The following is a 19,925-nucleotide window of genomic DNA, read 5'->3' as shown; positions in this document are numbered from 1 at the left end:
CCTACCGGCCCGCGTTCGCCGCGTCCACCAGGGCGTCCTGGGTGACCGCGCCGACGTAGACCTTGCCGTCGTCCGTCATCAGGGCGTTGACGAGCTTGGTCTTGAAGACCGTGCCCGAGCCGAACTTCCCGGTGACCTTGTCGCCGAGGGCGTCGAGGAAGCCCTTGGCCTCCGCGGGGACCTCGGAGTCCTTGGGTGCCGGGGCGCCCGTGTCGAGCTTCGCGATCGTCGTCCAGCCCTCGCCGATGACGTTCGCGCCGCCGAAGTCCCCCAGGCCCGTGAGGTCCCCGAGGCCCTGCGGACCCTTGTCCTCGCCCTCCGGGAAGCCTTCCGTCACCTTCGCGCCCTTGGGCGCGGCGAAGGCGGAGGCGGCCGGCTTGCCGAAGTCGATCTTCGTGAAGCCGGCGTCGACGACGGGCTTGCCGCCCTCGGTCGAGGAGAGCGTGAACTTGAGGGGGGTGCCCGTGGCGGCGTCGACGGCCACCTTCACCGACTCGACCGTCGAGCCGCTCTGCTTCGGCTTGACGACGAGCTGGTAGGCGTCGCGGCCGGCCACCTTGGCCGTCCCGCCGACCGTGATCGACGTGGTGCCCTCGGCGGCCTTCAGGATCTCGTCCGCGAGCTCCTTGGGCGTGCTGGGCAGGGTCTCCGGCTTCTCCCCCGCCTTGGGGCCGCCCGCGTCGGGACCGCCCTTCCCGGGGCCGTCGCCCTTCTCGTGGTACGCCTCGTTCGACTTGCTGTCGTACGCCCAGACGTCGTCGCCGTCGTGGATCAGGCTGTACTCGTCCGAGCCGTCGAGCAGCGTCACCTTCTGCCGGTCCGGGCCGTCCGCCGCGAGGCGCAGCGTGTGCGTACCGGAGAAGAGCTCGGTGAGCCGTTCCTGCGGGTCGGCCGAGGAGGAGCCCCCGGCGCCGCCGGCCAGGCCCGCGAAGGACGGCAGCCCGAGGTCCGTGCTGATCTTGAACGTGCCGGACAGCGCCTGGGTGTCCGACGCGGCGATCTTCTCGACGAGTTCCTGCGCCGTGATCTCCGGCAGGTCGGGGTCACCCGACGCGGCCAGCGCCGGGACGAGGCCGATGGTCGCCGCGGCCACTGCGGCCACCGCGACCGGGACGATGTAGCGGCTCGCCCTGCGGTTTTCGTTCGGTGCCATGGTCTGTCCTACCTCCGTGGTCGATGACATCCATCTGACCAAATCGGAGGTGGGGAATCGTCAGACTCCGGGCTCAACCTCACGTACTGCTACGGGATGACGGGACCCTGAGAGTCCCTAGCCCGCGCGGTGGACCACCGCGTCGCACAGCTCCTCCAGGGCCGCCTTCGCGTATCCCTCGGGCAGCGGCGCCAGCATGGCCCGCGCCTCCTCCGCGAACCGCACGGTGTCGCGGCGGGCCTGCTCCAGTGCGGGGTGGACCCGCAGCCGGCGCAGGGCCTCGGCGTGCCGTACGTCGTCGGTGAGGTCGCTGTCGAGGAGCTCGACGAGTTCCACGTCGTCGGGGCGCCCGTGCGCGGCGGCGGCGGCCCGTACGTGGAGCACCGGGAGGGTCGGGACGCCTTCCCTGAGGTCGGTGCCGGGGGTCTTGCCGGACTCGTGGGAGTCGGAGGCGATGTCGAGGACGTCGTCGGCGAGCTGGAAGGCGACGCCGAGCCGCTCGCCGTACTGGGTGAGGATGTCGACGATGCCCTCGTCGGCGCCGGACATCATCGCGCCGAAGCGGCAGGAGACGGCGACCAGCGAGCCGGTCTTGCCGCCGAGGACGTCGAGGTAGTGGTCGACGGGGTCGCGGTCGCCCTGCGGTCCGGCCGTCTCCAGGATCTGGCCGGTGACGAGCCGTTCGAACGCCTCGGCCTGGATGCGTACGGCCTCGGGTCCGAGATCCGCCAGGGTGTGCGAGGCGCGGGCGAAGAGGAAGTCACCCGTGAGGACGGCGATCGAGTTGCCCCAGCGGCTGTTCGCGCTGTCGACGCCGCGGCGCACGTCCGCCTCGTCCATCACGTCGTCGTGGTACAGCGTGGCGAGGTGGGTGAGCTCGACGACGACGGCCGAGGGCACGACACCCGGCGCGTAGGGGTCGCCGAACTGGGCGGCGAGCATCACGAGCAGCGGCCTGAAGCGCTTGCCCCCGGCCAGGACGAGGTGCTGCGCGGCCTCCGTGATGAAGGGGATCTCGCTCTTGGTGGCGTCGAGGAGACCCGCCTCCACAGCCGCGAGTCCGGTCTGGACATCGGCTTCGAGAGCCTGGTCCCGCACGCTCAGCCCGAACGGCCCGACGACGGTCACGAGGGGGTCTCCTGTCTGCTGAAGCCTGCTGCCGATCACACGGATTGTCGATGTGTCGCTGGAATCACTCAAGTCAGCGTATCCGGTCGCGTTTCGATCACCATGGGCGCCTTCCCGCCACCCCCGGTATGTTCGTGATCAGCTGATACGACCGGGAGTGGGCGACTTGTCTCGAACAACGATCGGCAGGGAGACGAGCGGCGAGCGGCCGCCCGTCGAAGACGATCATGCCTTCTTCGGCCGGGCGAGGGGGCTGCCGGCGCTTTCGGGCCCCGCGGTCCGGGAGTGGTTCTCCGTGCGCCTTCGCCGGACCGCCGATCACCGCACGGCCCGGCACGCACCGGGGGCGGCGGCGGGTCCTCCCGGCCGCCGCCGTCGGCCCGGCCTCCGGCCTGATCCGGTACGTCGCCGGGTGCCGTCACCTGGCCGGGCGCAAGCACGCCGCCGAGTTCGCCCCGGCACGGGACGATGCGCCGGGCGGCCACCGGCTTCCGCGCGAACGGCACCGTCACCGTCACCGTCACCGGGACCGTCGCTCCCGCCGTGATCGCGCCGACGCCCAAGGGGGCGTCCTGCCACGCACCCCGTCCACCGAGGCAGCCGTGAGGTACCCGTGACGAAGATCCGCACCGAGTTCCCCTACGAGACCGTCCACGAGGACGTCCGCGTCCCGCTGCCGGACGGCACCCGGCTCTATGCCCGGATCTGGCGGCCGGTGACCGACGAGCCGGTCCCGGCCCTCCTGGAGTACCTGCCGTACCGCCTGACGGACTGGACCGCGCCCCGGGACTGGCAGCGGCACCCCTGGTACGCCGGGCACGGCTACGCCTCGGTGCGGGTCGACGTGCGCGGCCACGGCAACAGCGAGGGGCTGCCGGGCGACGAGTACGACCCCGTCGAGCTGGCCGACGGCGTGGCCGTGGTGCACTGGCTCGCCGCCCAGGAGTGGTGCACGGGCCGGGTCGGCATGTTCGGGATCTCCTGGGGCGGCTTCAACTCGCTCCAGATCGCCGCGCTCGCCCCCGAGCCGCTGAAGGCGATCGTCACCGTCTGCTCGACCGACGACCGCTACGACAACGACGTCCACTACATGGGCGGCTCCGTCCTCGCCGTGGACATGCACGCCTGGGCCGCGACGATGCTCGCCTTCGTCTGCCGGCCGCCGGACCCGCGCCACGTCGGCGAGGAGTGGCGCGCGCTGTGGCTCCGGCGCCTGGCGGCCGTGGAGCCGCTGGTGCACACCTGGCTGTCCCACCAGACCCGCGACGACTACTGGAGGCGGGGCAGCGTCTGCGAGGACTACGGGGCGATCCGCGCGGCCGTCCTCGCCGTGGGCGGCTGGCACGACCCGTACCGGGACACCGTGCTGCGGCTGACCGAGCACCTGCCCCAGGACCGCGTCCGCGGGATCATCGGGCCCTGGTCGCACCAGTACCCCGACCGCGGCCTGCCGCCCGGACCGGCGATCGGCTTCCTGCAGGAGACCCTGCGCTGGTGGGACCACCACCTGAAGGGCGTCGAGAACGACGTGATGGCCGAGCCGATGCTGCGCTCGTGGATCAGCGGGTCGCACCCGCCGGCGACCGTGTACGGGGAGCTGCCCGGCCGCTGGGTCGCCGACCCCGCCTGGCCGTCGCCGAACGTCACCCCGGTCGACTACGCCTTCCAGGGCGCGCCGGTCGTGGTCGACTCCCCGCAGCAGACGGGGCTGGACGCCGGCCGCTTCTTCCCGTTCGGCAACGACGCCGACCTGCCGCCCGACCAGCGCGACGAGGACGCCCGCTCGGCGTGCTTCGACTTCACCGTCCCGCCGGACGGCGGCCCCGTCGAGGTCCTGGGCCGGCCGCGGGTGAGTCTGTCGCTGCGCACCACCGCGCCGACCGGGCAGGTGATCGCCCGGCTGTGCGACGTCGCCCCGGACGGCTCCTCGACGCTGGTGACCCGCGGGGTGCTGAACCTGTCCGCCCGCTTCGGCCGCGACCGTGCGGTGGAGTCGCAGGTCGACGAGAGCGAGGACGTCGTCTTCGAGCTGAACGGGATCGGCCACGCCTTCCCGCCGGGGCACCGGGTGCGCCTCGCGGTCTCCTCCGCGTACTGGCCGTGGATCTGGCCGCAGCCCGACGCGGCGGGCTTCACCCTCGACCCCGCCGCCTCGCACCTGACGCTGCCGGTCCGCCGGCCCACCGAGGACGCGGTCGCGTGGGAGGAGCCGGAGCAGTCTCCGCCGCTGGGGGTCAGCTTCCCGGCGACGCTGGAGGAGCCCCGGCCGGAGCGGCTGGTCGTGCGGGACGTGGCGAAGGGCGAGTGGCGGCTGGAGGTCGACCCCCGGTACGGCGGTACGCGGGTCTATCCGGACGGTCTCGAATTCACGGAGGACGCGCGGGAGACGTACACGATCGTCGAGGACGACCCGTTGTCGGCGCACAGTCGCTCGGACTGGTCGATCCGGCTGCACCGGCCGGAGTCAGCCTGGGACGTCACGATCGAGACGCGTTCGGAGATCGGCTGCGACGCGGACGCATTCCTGACGTCGAACGAGGTGGTGTGCAAGGACGGTGACGAAGTGGTCTTCCACCGGACGTGGGAGAAGCGCATTCCGCGAACGGCGGGATGAATTCCCTCGGTACGGAAAAGGGGAGGCCCGCATTCCCTCGCGGAAATGCGGGCCTCGTCCGTCGGTGCCCGTCGGATCAGGCCTGCGAACCGGCCTTGCGGCGGCGGACGACGAACATCGCGCCGGCGCCGAGCGCGACGGCCGCGGCACCCGTGAGGGCGATCTGCGGGACGGCGTCGTTCGCACCGGTCCTGGCGAGCGAACCGGTGGTGCCGGTGGTGCCCGTGCCGTTGACCGGGGTGGTGGAGGTGCCGCCCTGGCCGGTGGTGTTCGTGTTGCCGCCGGAGGTGCCCGGGGCGGGCTTCTTCGGCTTGGCGGCGATGTCGAACTCGAAGACGGCGGGCGCCGAGACGCCGCAGGACTCGTCCGCGTTGTAGTAGGAGCTGATCGCGAACAGGAGGCCCTGGCCGGCCGGGGCCTTGGCGTCGACCGTCAGCTTGAACGTGAGGTCGGTGCGGGTCCCGGGCTTCAGGGTGCCGAGGTCGATGCCCTCGGACTCGTCGATGGACTGCCACTTCGGGCTGGCGGCCGTGGACCACTTCAGGTCCAGGTACTTGTCCAGCGGCCCGAAGGTCTTGGTGTCGAAACCGGTGACGAAGGCGTCCACGATCACCTCGTCCGCGACCTTCTTCGTCCCGTTGGTGACCTTGAGGGTGTAGTCGGCGGAGGTGCCGGCGACGACCTTCTTCGGGCCGGTGAGCACGGCCGTGAAGGCGCGGTCCTCGCGGCACTCGCCGGCGCCCTCCTCGGCGTCGGCGAGCGCCTTCCGAGCCTCGTCGAGGGCCTTGCGGGCGTCCTCCTTGGCCTTCTGGACCTTGGCGAGCTCCTGCGAGCCGGCCACGCGCGCGTCGCTGACCGCGCCGCGGGTCCGCACGACGGTCGCGTCGGCGGTCACCTTGGCGGTGGCGGCGGTCTGGGCGGTCGCCTTGGCCTCGTCGAGGACGAGCTGGGCGGCGGCCTTCTCCTCGTCGGTGGCGGCGGCGTCGAGCTTGGCCTGGGCGTCCACGACGGCCTGGTCGGCCTTCGTCTTGTCCTCGGCGGCCTTCTCGGCGGCCTTCACGGCCGCGTCGTGCGCGATCGCGGCGGGGTGCGTGCCGCCGGTCTCCAGCGTCTTCAGCAGCGCCTCGAAGGTCTTCTGGGCCTCGGACTCGGCGATGACGGAGGCGTCGTACGCCTTCTGCGCCGCGACGACCGCGAGCTTGAGCTGCTCGATGGTCGGCTTCTGGTTCCGGGTCTGCGCGGCCGGCTTCGTGTCGGCGAACGCGGGCGCGGCGGAGAGGAGCACGACCGGCGTGGTCACGGCGGCGGCCACGGCGGTGGCGAGTATGCGACGGATCTTCAAGTCGGACCCTTTTTCTGGTTCTGGGTGAAGAAGAAAGAAATGGGGGTCGCGCCCGCGGAGCTGACACGCGGCACGACGTTGCAGTGATCGTATGACCCGAATATGGCCGCGGAATAGGGGGAATTGCGGGCCGCCGGAGGCACAGCCGCCGCACAGGACGCATAAAGCACCTGAACATGGACAGTTGTGCACGGAGGCCCCACTTTTTGTGTGACCCATGTCATCTGCGTCACGCCGCCCGACCCGTAACGTGTCCCCCACACCCGTGGAAAGCGAGGCAAGCACCGATGCCCGAGCAGTCCCCGCTCGACCTGGCCGAGGGCGATCCCTTCGGCCCGCACAACCTTCCGTACGGCGTCTTCTCGACCGCCGACGAGCCCGGCCGGCGGAGGGTCGGCGTCCGCATCGGCGGGCATGTCCTCGACGCGGGGGCCGCGGCACACGCGCTCGGCTCCCCCTATGCCGCACTGCTCGCGCAGCCCAGCCTGAACCCGCTGCTCGCCGCCGGGCGGACCGCCTGGCGCGATGTGCGCAGGGCGCTGACCGCCTGGGTGACCGTACCCGCGCACCGGCCGGACATAGAGCCGCTGCTGCACCCGCTGGGCGCGGTCACGATGCACCTGCCGTACGAGGTCGCGGACTACGTCGACTTCTACGCGAGCGAGCACCACGCCACGAACGTGGGGCACATCTTCCGTCCCGACGGCGAGCCGCTCACGCCCAACTGGAAGCACCTGCCCATCGGTTACCACGGGCGCGCGGGCACGGTCGTGGTGTCCGGCACCGACGTGGTGCGGCCCTCGGGGCAGCGCAAGGCGCCGACCGACCCGGCACCGGTCTTCGGCCCGTCGGTGAAGCTGGACATCGAGGCGGAGGTCGGCTTCGTCGTCGGCACCCCGTCCACGCCGGGCACGCCGGTGGCGCTCGCGGACTTCCGCGAGCACGTCTTCGGCCTGACCCTGCTCAACGACTGGTCGGCGCGCGACATCCAGGCGTGGGAGTACGTGCCGCTCGGCCCGTTCCTCGGCAAGTCGTTCACCACGTCGGTCTCGGCGTGGGTGACGCCCCTGGAAGCCCTGGACGCGGCCCGGGTCGCCCCGCCGGCGCGCGACTTCGACCTGCTGCCCTACCTGGAGGACGCGGCCGACGAGGAGCCGGGCGGCTTCGACGTGCGGATCACGGTGCGGATCAACGGCGAGGTGGTGTCCGAGCCGCCGTTCTCGACGATGTACTGGACGGCCGCGCAGCAGCTGGCCCACATGACGGTGAACGGCGCCTCGCTGCGGACCGGCGACCTCTACGGCTCCGGCACGGTCTCGGGCCCGGAGGTGCACCAGCGGGGCTCCCTGCTGGAGCTGACCTGGAACGGGCGCGACGCGCTCGAACTGTCCACCGGCAAGCGGACGTTCCTCGAGGACGGCGACGAGGTCACCCTGACCGCCTGGGCGCCGGGTCCGGACGGCACCCAGGTCGGCCTGGGCGAGGTGACGGGCCGGATCGTTCCGGCGCCCGCCACCTCCTGACACCCGCCGGGACGGGAGCCCCGGGCACCGCGGGCCCGGGGCACCGCCGAGGGCCCGGGGCACCGAGGCCCTAGACCGCCCGCCACAGGGCGGGGACGGACGGGGGCTCCCAGCCAGGCTGGGCGACGTGGCCCTGGAGGCAGACGTAGCCCCGTCCCGCGTGGCCGACCCGCGCCCCCGCCTGGTAGGTCGTACCGGCCGCCCAGGTGCCCCCGGGCGGCTGGGTGGTCGCGGTGGCCGTGGGCGTGGGGCCGGGGTCCTGCGGCACGTTCAGCACGAAGTCGTAGGCCGCCTCCTTCGCGCCGCCCGCGTCGCGCACGGTCATCAGCAGCCGCGGGTCGAAGATCGTGTCGGTGTTGTTGCGGGGCTCGCCCGGGAAGTAGAGCTGGGTCGTCAGGACCGGCCGGCCCGGCGCCTGCACCTTGACGTGGATGTGGCGGGTGCGGCCCGGATAGAGCCCGGGGACGACGGTCGTCAGGGCGAACGCCCCGGTGGAGTCGGTGAACTGGTGGCCGCGGAACCGGTAGCCGGTGTTGTCGTACGCGCCGTTGACGTCGGCCTGCCAGAAGTCCATCAGCACGCCCCCGATCGGCTTGCAGGCCAGCCCGAAGACATAGCCGGTGACGGTCAGCCGCGTGCCGGGCGTGCCCGGCTCCAGCAGCGAGGTGCGCAGGGGCGAGGCCGGCTTGAAGTACGGCCCCTCCGTCTGGGCCGGCGTCGGGTCGTCGCCGTCGTCGCACGTGGGGGTGAGCTCGGGCGCGGCGCTCCCGTCGGTGAGGGTGCGCGCGAGGGCCGGTACGCCCATGAGGGCGATCGGCGCCGCCATGCCGGCCGCGAGCGCGGCGCGCAGAACCGTCTTGCGGCTGGGGTGTGCCGGGGTGTTCTCGCCGTCCATGCCTGCTCCTTGTGGGGGGCTGCGGGGTCGGCCACGAACCTACGCAGGGCCGTCGGGCACTTCGATGGACCGGGCGCGGGCGTCATGGTGTTTCCGGAAGTCCCCCGGGGTTCTCCCGGTCTCCCGGCGGAAGAAGCGGCAGAAGTAGGCGGGGTCGGCGAACCCGGTCCGGACGGCGACCTGATGGACCGACAGATCGGTGCGGGCCAGCAGGCGTTGGGCCTCGGCGACGCGGGCCTCGCGCAGCAGCGGGCCGGGGGTGCGGCCGGTGGCGGCCCGGACGGACTCGGTGAGGTAGCCGGTGGTGACGCCGAGGCGCTCGGCGCACTCCCGTACGGACCACGGGCCCGCCCCGGTGGGGGCGATCAGCCGCGCGAACCGTGCGGCGAGCGCCGCGGGCCGGCCCGGGGCGGGTGCCGGTGCGCCGGGGCCGGCCAGCCGTCCCGCGCGCACGAGCAGGACGTGCAGCAGGGAACGCAGCACGGACTCGAAGCCGGGGGCCCCGTGACGGTACTCCTCGGCGAGGTCGGTCATCAGGCGGGCGATCCCGGCGTCCGCGGCGGCGTCGAGGGTCGCCGGGGGGAGTTCGGCCAGGCGGCGCAGCACGTCCCGGTCGCCGGGGTGGTCCAGCAGGAAGTCCTCCGTGAAGAGCACGACGGAGCCGTCCAGGCCGGCGGCGTCCTCCCAGTGGTGGATCCGGCCGGGGAGGATCACCTCCAGCTGCGGCGGGCGCAGCCGCCTGCGGGCGAGGTCGACGACGTGGGCGCCGGCGCCTTCGGTGACGTGCACGATCTCGTAGAAGGTGTGCCGGTGGGGGAAGGCCGCCCGGGACATCGGGCCGATCGTGTCGAAGGTGCCGGCGGCGAAGGGCGCGGCACCGGGCAGGGGCAGTTCCAGGCGGTGGAGCGGGGGCTCTCCCTCACGCGGGATGTGGCAGGGCGCTCCGGGTAACACGGTGGTGCCGCGCATCGTCCGTCTCCCTCGACTCCATGGGTACAGGTCCAGACCAGTCTCGGGGGTTCAGCCTGGCACGGACGGGCCGCGGCGGGCCACCGTGCGTGCGGTGCGCGGTTGCCCCGCGCGGGCCGTCCACGCAGTGGACGGCGGCCTGGCAGATCTTCCTGCCCGTATGACGTCTTCCCAGGTCAGAGCCGTTCCGGTGGAGTGTCGAAGTGGCGCAACACTGTGGCAACACCATCCCGCGCACCCCGTCGGTATGGTCCGTCGCATGCCAGCCGAACGCCTTCGTGAGCACACCGTCCCGGTCGCCGCGGCGCGCCGTCGGCGGCTGCGCGCGGACCAGGCGCGACAGCTCGCCGACCTCCTGCGCCACCAGATCCTCGCCGCCCGTTTCCCCCGCGGGGTCCTCCCCCTGGAGGACCGCATCGGCGCCGACTACCGCGTCTCCCGCAACACCGTCCGCCAGGCGCTCGACCTGCTGCGTGCCGAGGGCCTGGTGGAGCGGCAGCCGGGAGTGGGGACGGTCGTGGTGTGCGAGAAGTACCCGCACGGCCTGGACCGGCTCCAGGGGCTCGCGGAGACCCTGCACGAACACGGCCCGGTGACCAACGAGGTCCGCACCGCGGGCCCGGTCCCGGCCCCCGCGCCGGTCGCGGGCCGGCTGGGGGTCCCCGAACACTCCGACGTCCTCTACATCGAACGGCTGCGCCGCCTCGGCGGCCTGCCGCTCTCCCTCGACCTCACGTACGTCCCGATGGACGTCGGCGCGGGTCTGCTGGACTGCGACCTGGAGAACACCGACGTCTTCCGGCTCCTCGAGACCCTCACCGGGCAGCCGCTCGGCCACGCCGACATCACCCTGGAGGCCGTCAACGCCGACGCGCACTCCGCCGCCGTCCTGCAGGCGCCGCGCGGCGCCGCCCTGATGATGCTGGACCGGCTCACCCACCTCTCCGACGGCCGTCCCGTGGACCTGGAGTTCATCCGGTTCCGGGGCGACCGGATCACCATGAGCGGCTTGCTGCACCGCACGGCCTGACCTCTTCCCCCCTGCCCTTCCCCTTCTCCACCCTTTCCCTCCCCTTCCCGCCACTTCCCGGAGACAGCCATGCCCTTGGCGCCCCAGCGGGCCGACGTGCCCGTGACCATCGACGAGTCGAAGTGCATCGACGGCTGCACGCTGTGCGTCGAGATGTGCCCGCTGGACTCCCTCGCGATCCACCCCGACAGCGGCAAGGCGTACATGCACGTGGACGAGTGCTGGTACTGCGGCCCGTGCGCGGCCCGGTGTCCCACCGGTGCGGTCACGGTCGACATGCCCTATCTGCTCCGCTGAGAGGTCCCGCATCCCATGCCCTCGAACCGCGTCGCCCGCGTCGCGCCGCTCCTCGCCCTGGCCCTGCTCGTCCCGCTCGCCGCGTGCGGCGGACGGGCGGGCGCCGGGGAGGAGAGGACGGTCACCGTGACCGTCGGCTACCAGTCCAAGACCATCAACACCGTCACGGCCGGCACGCTGCTGCGTTCCCTCGGCCACTTCGAACGCGAACTGCGCGCCCAGGGCGCCAAGGACGGCCGGACGTACAAGGTCGTCTGGCAGGACTACGCCACCGGGGCGCCGATCACCGCCCAGATGACCGCCGGGAAGATCGACATCGGCTCGATGGGCGACTTCCCGCTGCTCCTCAACGCGGCCCGCGGCGTCACCGCGAAGCGCCCGACCCGGCTGGTCTCGGTGACCGGGTACAACCTGCGCGGCGCCCTCAACACCATCGTGACCGCGCCCGGTTCGCGGCTCGGCTCGCTGGCGGACCTGCGCGGGAAGAAGGTGTCGACCAGCGTCGGCTCCGCCGCGGACGGCACCCTCGTCCGCGCCCTGCAGCGAGCCGGGATCGATCCCGGCCGGGACGTCCGCAAGCTCAACCAGCAGCCCGCGGTCGGCGCTTCGGCGCTGACGGCCGGCAGCGTGGACGCCCTCTCGCAGTTCGTCGCGTGGCCGGGACTCCTCGCCTTCCAGGGGAGGGCGCAGGCGCTCTACGACGGGGGCGAGCTGGACCTGCCGACCTTCCACGGGGTGACGGTCCGCGAGGCGTTCACGCGCGAACACCCGGAGATCGTCGAGGCGTTCGTACGGGCGCAGATCTCGGCGACCGCGTATCTGCGCGAGCACCCGGTGGCGGCCAGCGAGAAGGTCGGCAGGGCCACCGGCCTCCCGGCGGAGGTGGTCCACCTCTACAACGGCCCGAACGGCATCGCGACCTTCGACCCGTCGCTCAAGCCGCGGCTGATCGACGCGCTCAAGGAGGACGTGCCGGTGCTGAGGTCGGCCGGGCTGGTGGACGAGGTGGACGTGGACACCTTCGTCGACGACCGCTTCGTCCGCGGGGCGTACGGCTCCGGCTACGCGCGCCAGGTCGCCACGCCGCCTCCGGCGGCGCGCAGCGAGGTGTGGCTGAAGGGGGCCCAGCGGACCGTCTCCTTCGACACGCCGGCGCAGGCGCTGCGGCACGTGGCGGCGCACCGGGCGGAGGTCCGGGCGGCGTACGTCCCGGACGCGGTGACCGGCACCCTCTGGTTCGCGGACCGGGCGGTGTGGGTGGCGGACGGGGCGGAGCTCAAGCCGTTCGTGACCCCGGCCGGTGCGCGGGCCTACCGGGCCGCCCACCCCGGCGCACGGCAGGTCACCTACGCCGAGGCGCTGACGTCATGAGGTACGCGCTGCGGGTGCTGTCCCTGGCGGCGGCGCTGGCCGTGTGGCAGGCGCTGACGTCCTACGACGTCACGCTGTGGCTGCGGTTCGAGCAGTTCCCGACCGTGACGGAGGTCGCGGACGCCTTCGCCGACCGCCTGGCGACGGCCGCGTACTGGCAGGACCTCGGCGACAGCCTGACCCGGATCGTCACGGGCTTCACGCTGGCGGCCCTCGCGGGCATCGGCCTGGGCACCGCGATCGCCCGCTCGCGCCTGGTGGAGGACCTGCTGGGCCCGATCCTCGAGGTTCTGCGGCCGATCCCGGCGATCGCGCTGGTGCCGGTGGCGATCCTGCTCTTCCCGAGCAACGAGCAGGGCATCGTGTTCATCACCGGCGCGGCGGCGTTCTTCCCCGTCCTGGTCTCCACCCGGCACGCGGTCCGCGCGCTGCCCCCGCTGTGGGAGGAGGCGGTCGTCACCATGGGCGGCGGCCGGGCGCGCGTGCTGGTGTCGGTGGTGCTGCCCGGCGCCCTGCCGGGCATCTTCAGCGGTCTGTCGGTGGGGATCGGCGTCTCGTGGATCTGCGTGATCTCGGCGGAGATGATCTCCGGCGAGTACGGGGTGGGCTACCGCACCTGGCAGGACTACACGGTCGTGGACTATCCGGCGGTCTTCGTCGGCATGGTGACCATCGGCGCGCTGGGCTGGCTGACGTCCACGGCGGTCGAGTGGCTGGGCCGCCGCGTGGTGGGCCCTCGGTCCGCTCCGGCCGGTGTCCGGGCGGCGGCACCCGTCGGCCGGGCCCGGCCGTCCCGGGCCGGGACGGCACCCGCCCCCGCACCCGCCCCAGCACCCGCCCCCGCCGGAGCCGAGGCGGCGTCATGACCGCCCTCGTGCTCGACGCCGTCACCCTCGGCCGGCCGCGCCACCCGCTCCCCCACCGCGTCGACCTGCGCGTCGACCCCGGCGAGCTCCTCACCGTCGTCGGCCCGTCCGGCTGCGGCAAGTCCACGCTCCTGCGCACCCTCGCCGGGCTGCTCCCACCGCTGTCCGGGACGGTCACCGCACCGCGTGACCACCGGGCCCTGGTGTTCCAGGAGGACGCGCTGCTGCCCTGGCGCACCGCGCGCGCCAACGTCGAACTGCCGCTGGCGATCGCCCGCACGCCCCGGGCGGAGCGGCGCGCGCTGGCGACGGAGTGGCTCGGCCGCGTCGGGCTCGCCGACGAGGCCCGTCGGCTGCCCCACCAGCTCTCCGGCGGGCAGCGCCAGCGCGTGCAGCTCGCCCGGGCCCTGGCGCCTCGGCCGCGCGCCGTCTTCATGGACGAGCCGTTCGGCGCGCTGGACGTGCGTACCCGGGCCGACATGCAGGACCTGCTCGTCGAGGTCCTGCGCGGCACCGGCGCAACCGTCGTCTTCGTCACGCACGACGTGGACGAGGCGCTGTTCCTCGGGGACCGGGTCGCCGTCCTCGGGACGGGCGTCGTCCTGGAGAACCCCCGGCCGCGCGAGCGCGGGGCGGACCTCTCCGGCCTGCGCCGCCAGGCTCTCAAGGCCCTCGCCTCCTGATCCCCCGAAAGGCCCCCGGATGGACATCCCCTCCCTCACGGACGCGGAGGAGCTCTCCTGCGACGTCCTCGTCGTCGGCGGCGGCACCGCCGGCACGATGGCCGCGCTGACCGCGGCCGAACACGGCGCCGACGTCCTGCTCCTGGAGAAGGCGCACGTCCGGCACTCGGGCGCGCTCGCCATGGGCATGGACGGCGTCAACAACGCCGTGATCCCCGGCCGCGCCGAACCGGACGACTACGTCGCGGAGATCACCCGCGCCAACGACGGTGTCGTGGACCAGTCCACGGTCCGCCAGACCGCGACGCGCGGTTTCGCGATGGTCCGGCGGCTGGAGTCGTACGGCGTGAAGTTCGAGAAGGACGAGCACGGCGAGTACGCGGTCCGCCAGGTCCACCGCTCCGGCTCGTACGTGCTGCCCATGCCCGAGGGCAAGGACGTCAAGAAGGTCCTCTACCGGCAGCTGCGCCGCCGCGAGATGCGGGAACGGATCCGCATCGAGAACCGGGTGATGCCGGTGCGGATCCTGACCGGCGAGGACGGCCGGGCGGTCGGCGCCGCCGGTTTCCACACGCGGACCGGGCGCTTCGTCACCGTGCGCGCCGGCGCCGTCATCCTGGCGACCGGCGCGGCCGGGCGCCTCGGACTGCCCGCGTCGGGCTATCTGTACGGGACCTACGAGAACCCCACGAACGCGGGGGACGGCTACTCCATGGCGTACCACGCGGGCGCCGAACTCACCGGGATCGAGTGCTTCCAGATCAACCCGCTGATCAAGGACTACAACGGGCCCGCGTGCGCCTACGTCGCCAACCCCTTCGGCGGCTACCAGGTCAACCGGCACGGCGAGCGCTTCGTCGACTCCGACTACTGGTCGGGCCAGATGATGGCGGAGTTCGCCGAGGAACTGGCCTCGGACCGCGGCCCGGTCTACCTCAAGCTGAGTCATCTGCCCGAGGAGTCCGTCGGCGCGCTCGAGTCGATCCTGCACACCACCGAGCGCCCCACCCGGGGCACCTTCCACGCCAACCGCGGCCACGACTACCGCACCCACGACATCGAGATGCACATCTCCGAGATCGGCCTGTGCGGCGGGCACTCCGCCTCGGGGGTCCGGGTCGACGACCACGCCCGCACCACCGTGCCCCGGCTCTACGCGGCGGGGGACCTGGCGTGCGTCCCGCACAACTACATGATCGGCGCCTTCGTCTTCGGCGACCTGGCGGGCGAGGACGCGGCCCGCCACCGCGCCCCCGAGGGTCCGCTGCCGGCCGACCAGCTGGCCGCCGCCCACGCGCTGGTCTACCGGCCGCTGCGCCATCCGCAGGGGCCGCCGCAGCCGCAGGTCGAGTACAAGCTGCGCCGATTCGTGAACGACTACGTCGCCCCGCCCAAGTCCGGAGCCCGGCTCTCGCTGGCCGTCGAGCACTTCGAGCGGATGCGGACGGAGATCGACGCGATGGGCGCGACGACCACGCACGAGCTGATGCGCTGCGCCGAGGTGGGGTTCATCCGGGACTGCGCCGAGATGGCGGCCCGTTCCTCGCTGGCGCGGACCGAGTCCCGCTGGGGCCTGTACCACGCGCGGACGGACCATCCGGAGCGCGACGACACGGACTGGCTGCACCATCTCGATCTGCGCAAGTCCCCCTCGGGAGCGATGGAGTTCACGGCCCGGCCGGTGGCTCCCTACCTGGTACCGGTGGAGGGCTACGCGCCGGCCGGCGGCGCCTCGCGGGAGCTGGGCGAGGTCCGGCCGGAGCAGGTCGCGACGGCGGGTCCGCGCGAGCTGGCACCGGTCGGCTCCGGTGTCCGCACGCCCGCGTCCGCGGCGGGGGAACGGAGCACGGTCGCCGACGCGCCGCGCATTCTGGAGCTCCACGCCCTGGCCGAGTCGGAACCAGAACTCGGGGCACTGCTGCCCTACCTGGGGGATCCGGACCCCGCCGTACGCCGGGCGGCGGTGGCGGCCCTCACCGAGACCGTCCCGGCGGGAACGGGTCCGGCGCTGGCCGGCGCGCTGGTCGACGAGGACCCGGCGGTACGGGCGGAGGCGGCGGCGGCGCTGCGCGAACTGGTCGAGACGCTGCCCGCGGCGCCGGAGCTGCGGACGCCGCTGGTCGTCGCGCTGTCGGCCGGCGACCCGGTGTCACGGTCGGCGGCACTGACCGTCCTGCGGGTGCTCCGGCTGGGTTCGGAGGCGCTGTTCGCGGGCGCGCTGGGCGACGGCGACCGGGAGGTGCGGGTGGCGGCGGTCGGCGGCCTGGTGTCGGTGGACGCGGTCGGGGCGCTGGCCCGGGCGGCGCGGGACCCGTCGCGGGAGGTCCGGGTGGCGGTGGCGAAGGGGCTCGCGGCGGTGCCCGGCGCCGCGCCGGGCACGCTCGACCCGCTCCTCGCCGACGGGGACGCGCTGGTCCGGGCGGCTGCCCTCGGGGCACTCGGGACGCTCGGCTGCCCGGCCGGGTACGCGACGGACGCGGTCCGGGCCCTGGACGATCCGGCCTGGCAGGTGCGGGCGGGGGCGGCCGCGGGGCTGGCGGCGGCGGACCGGGAGACCGCGGTACCGGCGCTGGCACGGATCCTCGGTGATCCGAACGCGGACGTCCGCAAGGCGGCGGTCCTGGCCCTGCTGCGCCATCCGGGGACCGCGGCCGCGCTGGCTCCCGCCCTGGACGACGCGGACGCCGACGTCCGCGCCTACGCCTCGCGCGCGGCCGCGCCGGCGGCCGGCTGAGCGAGGGCGACGCGGGTCGCACGCCGCACGCACCAGGGCCCGGCCCCCGCACGCGCGGGGGCCGGGCCCTGAGGTGTGCGGGTGTCAGCGGACGAACACGCCCGCCTGGCTCGCCAGGTCCAGGAAGTACTGCGGCGCGAAGCCGAGCACCAGCGTGACGGCGACGCCGACCGTGATCGTGGCGGCGGTGAAGCCCGAGGGCACGGCGACCGTGGGGCCGTCGGGCCTGGGCTCGCTGAAGAACATCAGCACGATGACCCGGATGTAGAAGAACGCGGCGATCGCGGACGAGATGACGCCGATCACGACCAGCGCGCCGGCCCCGCCCTCCGCCGCCGCCGTGAAGACGGCGAACTTTCCGGAGAAGCCCGCGGTCAGCGGGATGCCGGCGAAGGCGAGCAGGAACACCGCGAAGACCGCCGCGACGAGCGGCGAACGGCGCCCCAGACCGGCCCACTTGGACAGGTGCGTCGCCTCGCCGCCCGCGTCGCGCACCAGCGTGACGACGGCGAAGGCGCCGATGGTCACGAAGGAGTAGGCGGCCAGGTAGAAGAGGACGGAGGAGACGCCGCTGGGCGTGGCCGCGATGACACCGGCCAGGATGAACCCGGCGTGGGCGATCGAGGAGTAGGCGAGGAGCCGCTTGATGTCGGTCTGGGTGATCGCGACGATCGCGCCGCCCAGCATGGTGACGATGGCGACGCCCCACATGACCGGCCGCCAGTCCCAGGTGAGACCCGGCAGCACCACGTACAGCAGGCGCAGCAGCGCGCCGAACGCGGCGACCTTCGTCGCGGCGGCCATGAAGCCGGTGACGGGGGTCGGCGCGCCCTGGTAGACGTCCGGGGTCCACATGTGGAACGGCACCGCGCCGACCTTGAAGAGCAGGCCCATGAGGACCAGCGCGAAGCCGATGAGCAGCAGGACGTCGTTGCCCATGGTCTGGGCGAGGGCCGGGTCGACCGAACCGACCGAGCCGTCGACGACGTTCGCGATGGTGGCGTACGAGACGGAGCCCGCGTAGCCGTAGAGCAGGGCGATGCCGAAGAGGAGGAAGGCGGAGGAGAAGGCGCCGAGGAGGAAGTACTTGACCGCGGCCTCCTGCGACATCAGCCGCTTGCGGCGGGCGACGGCGCACAGCAGGTAGAGCGGGAGGGAGAAGACCTCCAGCGCGACGAACAGCGTCAGCAGGTCGTTGGCGGCCGGGAAGACCAGCATGCCGGCGACGGCGAACAGCACCAGCGGGAAGACCTCGGTGGTGGTGAACCCGGCCTTGACGGCCGCCTTCTCCTGGTCGCTGCCGGGGACGGCGGCGGCCTCGGCGGCGAAGGAGTCGACCTTGTGGCCGTGGTCGGCCGGGTCGAGCCTGCGCTCGGCGAAGGTGAAGACGGCGACGACGGCGGCCAGCAGGATGGTGCCCTGGAGGAAGAGCGCCGGACCGTCGACGGCGATGGCGCCCATGGCCGCGATGTGCGCCTTGGTGGAGCCGTATCCGCCGGCCGCGAGGCCGACGACCGCGGCGAAGGCGGCGGCGAGTGCCAGGACGCTGAGGAACACCTGGCTGTGGTAGCGGCCCTTGCGGGGCACGAACGCCTCGACGAGGACGCTGACGATCGCGGCACCGACCACGATCAGCACGGGTGAGAGCTGGACGTACTCGATGTGGGGTGCGGGGATCTTGGTGATCGGCTCGGCAGCCGTCGTCCACAGGCTGTGGACAGCCGTTGCACTCACTTGGCCGCCTCCGCGTTCTGAATGGGCACCGTGGGCTGGGGGTCCTGCTGCCGGACGTCGGACAGGGTGTGGTTGACGGCCGGGTCGACGATCTCCGTCAGCGGCTTCGGGAACACGCCGAGGAAGATCAGCAGGGCGATGAGCGGGACGACGACCGCGAGTTCACGCGCTCGCAGGTCGGGCATCGTCCGCACCTCCTCCTTCACCGGCCCCGTCATCGTCCGCTGGTAGAGGACGAGGGTGTAGAGCGCGGCGAGGACGATGCCGGTGGTGGCGATGACGCCGGCCACCGGGTAGCGGGCGTACGTGCCGACGAGAACCAGGAACTCGCTGACGAAGGGCGCGAGGCCCGGCAGCGAGAGGGTGGCCAGGCTGCCGATCAGGAAGGTGCCGGCGAGGACCGGGGCGACCTTCTGCACGCCGCCGTAGTCGGCGATGAGCCGGGAACCGCGCCGGGTGATCAGGAAGCCGGCGACCAGCATCAGCGCGGCCGTCGAGATCCCGTGGTTGACCATGTAGAGCGTGGCGCCGCTCTGGCCCTGGGTGGTCATCGCGAAGATGCCCATGATGATGAAGCCGAAGTGCGAGATCGAGGCGTACGCGACCAGCCGCTTGATGTCCCGCTGCCCGACCGCGAGCAGCGCGCCGTAGACGATGCTGATCAGGGCGAGCGCCACGATGACCGGGGTCGCCCACTTCGAGGCCTCCGGGAAGAGCTGGAGGCAGAAGCGGAGCATCGCGAACGTGCCGACCTTGTCGACGACCGCGGTGATGAGCACGGCCACCGGGGCGGTCGCCTCCCCCATCGCGTTCGGCAGCCAGGTGTGCAACGGCCACAGCGGCGCCTTCACCGCGAAGGCGAAGAAGAAGCCGAGGAACAGCAGCCGTTCGGTGTTGGTGGCCATCTCCAGCTGGCCGCTCGCCCGCGCCTCGGCGATCTCCGTGAGGGAGAAGTTGCCGGCGACGACGTACAGCCCGATGACGGCGGCCAGCATGATGAGCCCGCCGACCAGGTTGTAGAGCAGGAACTTGACCGCCGCGTAGGAGCGCTGGGCCGCGGCGTTCTCGTCGGAGCCCGCGTGCGCCCGGTCGCCGAAGCCGCCGATGAGGAAGTACATCGGGATCAGCATGGCTTCGAACAGGATGTAGAAGAGGAAGACGTCGGTGGCCGCGAAGGAGAGGATCACCATCGCCTCGACCATGAGGATCAGGGCGAAGAAGCCCTGGGTCGGGCGCCAGCGGCTGCTCTTGGTCTCCAGGGGGTCGGCGTCGTGCCAGCCCGCCAGGACGACGAAGGGGATGAGCAGCGCGGTGAGCGCGATCAGCGCCACCCCGATGCCGTCCACGCCCAGTTCGTAGCGGACGCCGAAGTCCTTGATCCAGGAGTGGGACTCGACGAGCTGGTAGCGGGCGCCACCGGGCTCGAAGCGGACGAACACGATCGCGGCGAGCACGAGCGTGACCAGGGAGACCAGCAGGGCCAGCCACTTGGCCGCGGTGCGGCGGGCGGCGGGGACGGCGGCGGTGAGGATCGCACCGGCCGCCGGCACCGCTGCCGTCACCGTCAGGAGGGGAAAGGACATCGG

General features: G+C 72.9%; 15 protein-coding genes. 8 read left to right on the top strand and 7 right to left on the bottom strand.

The window, feature by feature from the left end:
• Position 1: 1 nt before the first annotated feature.
• On the bottom strand, positions 2-1,153 hold the full coding sequence (locus ACGFZF_RS31110; protein WP_393559603.1) for an outer membrane lipoprotein carrier protein LolA: 1,152 nt from the start codon (positions 1,151-1,153) through the stop codon (positions 2-4).
• A 117-nt stretch (positions 1,154-1,270) separates the two neighbouring features.
• Entirely contained in the window at positions 1,271-2,281 is a 1,011-nt protein-coding gene (locus tag ACGFZF_RS31105; RefSeq protein ID WP_147976039.1) for a polyprenyl synthetase family protein, read from the bottom strand.
• Positions 2,282-2,894: 613 nt separating this feature from the next.
• Between ACGFZF_RS31105 and ACGFZF_RS31100 the strand changes: the two genes are divergently transcribed.
• Positions 2,895-4,895 (top strand): CocE/NonD family hydrolase, encoded by a 2,001-nt coding sequence (locus ACGFZF_RS31100; RefSeq protein WP_393559601.1) that lies wholly within the window; start codon positions 2,895-2,897, stop codon positions 4,893-4,895.
• Positions 4,896-4,971: 76 nt separating this feature from the next.
• Here the strand turns inward: ACGFZF_RS31100 and ACGFZF_RS31095 are convergent, their stop codons facing one another.
• Positions 4,972-6,237: a peptidase gene (locus ACGFZF_RS31095; protein ID WP_393559599.1), complete on the bottom strand. Its 1,266-nt coding sequence runs from the start codon at positions 6,235-6,237 to the stop codon at positions 4,972-4,974.
• Positions 6,238-6,524: 287 nt separating this feature from the next.
• Here ACGFZF_RS31095 and fahA point away from each other — a divergent pair, with 287 nt between their 5' ends.
• Entirely contained in the window at positions 6,525-7,760 is a 1,236-nt protein-coding gene (gene fahA, locus ACGFZF_RS31090; RefSeq protein WP_393559597.1) for a fumarylacetoacetase, read from the top strand.
• Between the two features lie 70 nt (positions 7,761-7,830).
• Here the strand turns inward: fahA and ACGFZF_RS31085 are convergent, their stop codons facing one another.
• Positions 7,831-8,655: a carbohydrate-binding protein gene (locus tag ACGFZF_RS31085; RefSeq protein ID WP_393559595.1), complete on the bottom strand. Its 825-nt coding sequence runs from the start codon at positions 8,653-8,655 to the stop codon at positions 7,831-7,833.
• A gap of 39 nt (positions 8,656-8,694) precedes the next feature.
• Positions 8,695-9,624, bottom strand: coding sequence for an AraC family transcriptional regulator (locus ACGFZF_RS31080; protein ID WP_393559594.1), 930 nt, complete (start codon positions 9,622-9,624; stop codon positions 8,695-8,697).
• A gap of 259 nt (positions 9,625-9,883) precedes the next feature.
• On the opposite strand from ACGFZF_RS31080, the gene ACGFZF_RS31075 reads away from it, so the two are divergent.
• From ACGFZF_RS31075 to ACGFZF_RS31050, 6 genes are all read left to right on the top strand, one after another.
• Complete coding sequence (locus tag ACGFZF_RS31075) at positions 9,884-10,654, top strand: GntR family transcriptional regulator (RefSeq protein ID WP_393559592.1); 771 nt, start codon at positions 9,884-9,886, stop codon at positions 10,652-10,654.
• A gap of 69 nt (positions 10,655-10,723) precedes the next feature.
• On the top strand, positions 10,724-10,951 hold the full coding sequence (locus tag ACGFZF_RS31070) for a ferredoxin family protein (RefSeq protein WP_356599791.1): 228 nt from the start codon (positions 10,724-10,726) through the stop codon (positions 10,949-10,951).
• Positions 10,952-10,966: 15 nt separating this feature from the next.
• Complete coding sequence (locus ACGFZF_RS31065) at positions 10,967-12,322, top strand: ABC transporter substrate-binding protein (protein ID WP_393559590.1); 1,356 nt, start codon at positions 10,967-10,969, stop codon at positions 12,320-12,322.
• Positions 12,319-13,188, top strand: coding sequence for an ABC transporter permease (locus ACGFZF_RS31060; protein WP_393559589.1), 870 nt, complete (start codon positions 12,319-12,321; stop codon positions 13,186-13,188). Before ACGFZF_RS31065 ends, ACGFZF_RS31060 begins: the two co-directional genes overlap by 4 nt.
• A complete protein-coding gene (locus tag ACGFZF_RS31055; RefSeq protein WP_356779328.1) occupies positions 13,185-13,871 on the top strand; it encodes an ATP-binding cassette domain-containing protein in 687 nt (228 codons plus the stop codon). The genes ACGFZF_RS31060 and ACGFZF_RS31055 overlap by 4 nt, the downstream gene beginning before the upstream one ends.
• A 19-nt stretch (positions 13,872-13,890) precedes the next feature.
• Positions 13,891-16,605: a fumarate reductase/succinate dehydrogenase flavoprotein subunit gene (locus ACGFZF_RS31050; protein ID WP_393559586.1), complete on the top strand. Its 2,715-nt coding sequence runs from the start codon at positions 13,891-13,893 to the stop codon at positions 16,603-16,605.
• 84 nt (positions 16,606-16,689) lie between these two features.
• Here the strand turns inward: ACGFZF_RS31050 and nuoN are convergent, their stop codons facing one another.
• Together nuoN and ACGFZF_RS31040 are read right to left on the bottom strand one after the other, a co-directional pair.
• Positions 16,690-18,339 carry an NADH-quinone oxidoreductase subunit NuoN gene (gene nuoN, locus ACGFZF_RS31045; protein WP_393559584.1) on the bottom strand — a complete coding sequence of 550 codons (1,650 nt, stop codon included), beginning with the start codon at positions 18,337-18,339 and terminating at the stop codon, positions 16,690-16,692.
• Positions 18,336-19,922, bottom strand: a complete 1,587-nt coding sequence (locus ACGFZF_RS31040) for an NADH-quinone oxidoreductase subunit M (RefSeq protein ID WP_393559582.1) — start codon at positions 19,920-19,922, stop codon at positions 18,336-18,338. Before ACGFZF_RS31040 ends, nuoN begins: the two co-directional genes overlap by 4 nt.
• Between the last annotated feature and the right edge of the window lie 3 nt (positions 19,923-19,925).

It is taken from the genome of Streptomyces sp. NPDC048338 (genome assembly GCF_043201055.1).
Classification (GTDB): domain Bacteria; phylum Actinomycetota; class Actinomycetes; order Streptomycetales; family Streptomycetaceae; genus Streptomyces.
This window is presented reverse-complemented; position numbering and strand designations above follow the sequence as displayed.

What these genes read in the sequence shown, in the direction of transcription:
- fahA (WP_393559597.1), top strand. Translation starts at nt 6,525, where the DNA reads ATGCCCGAGCAGTCCCCGCTCGACCTGGCCGAGGGCGATCCCTTCGGC.
- ACGFZF_RS31040 (WP_393559582.1), bottom strand. Translation starts at nt 19,922, where the DNA reads ATGTCCTTTCCCCTCCTGACGGTGACGGCAGCGGTGCCGGCGGCCGGT.
- ACGFZF_RS31070 (WP_356599791.1), top strand. Translation starts at nt 10,724, where the DNA reads ATGCCCTTGGCGCCCCAGCGGGCCGACGTGCCCGTGACCATCGACGAG.
- ACGFZF_RS31085 (WP_393559595.1), bottom strand. Translation starts at nt 8,655, where the DNA reads ATGGACGGCGAGAACACCCCGGCACACCCCAGCCGCAAGACGGTTCTG.
- ACGFZF_RS31060 (WP_393559589.1), top strand. Translation starts at nt 12,319, where the DNA reads ATGAGGTACGCGCTGCGGGTGCTGTCCCTGGCGGCGGCGCTGGCCGTG.
- ACGFZF_RS31110 (WP_393559603.1), bottom strand. Translation starts at nt 1,153, where the DNA reads ATGGCACCGAACGAAAACCGCAGGGCGAGCCGCTACATCGTCCCGGTC.
- ACGFZF_RS31050 (WP_393559586.1), top strand. Translation starts at nt 13,891, where the DNA reads ATGGACATCCCCTCCCTCACGGACGCGGAGGAGCTCTCCTGCGACGTC.
- ACGFZF_RS31080 (WP_393559594.1), bottom strand. Translation starts at nt 9,624, where the DNA reads ATGCGCGGCACCACCGTGTTACCCGGAGCGCCCTGCCACATCCCGCGT.
- ACGFZF_RS31055 (WP_356779328.1), top strand. Translation starts at nt 13,185, where the DNA reads ATGACCGCCCTCGTGCTCGACGCCGTCACCCTCGGCCGGCCGCGCCAC.
- ACGFZF_RS31065 (WP_393559590.1), top strand. Translation starts at nt 10,967, where the DNA reads ATGCCCTCGAACCGCGTCGCCCGCGTCGCGCCGCTCCTCGCCCTGGCC.
- ACGFZF_RS31075 (WP_393559592.1), top strand. Translation starts at nt 9,884, where the DNA reads ATGCCAGCCGAACGCCTTCGTGAGCACACCGTCCCGGTCGCCGCGGCG.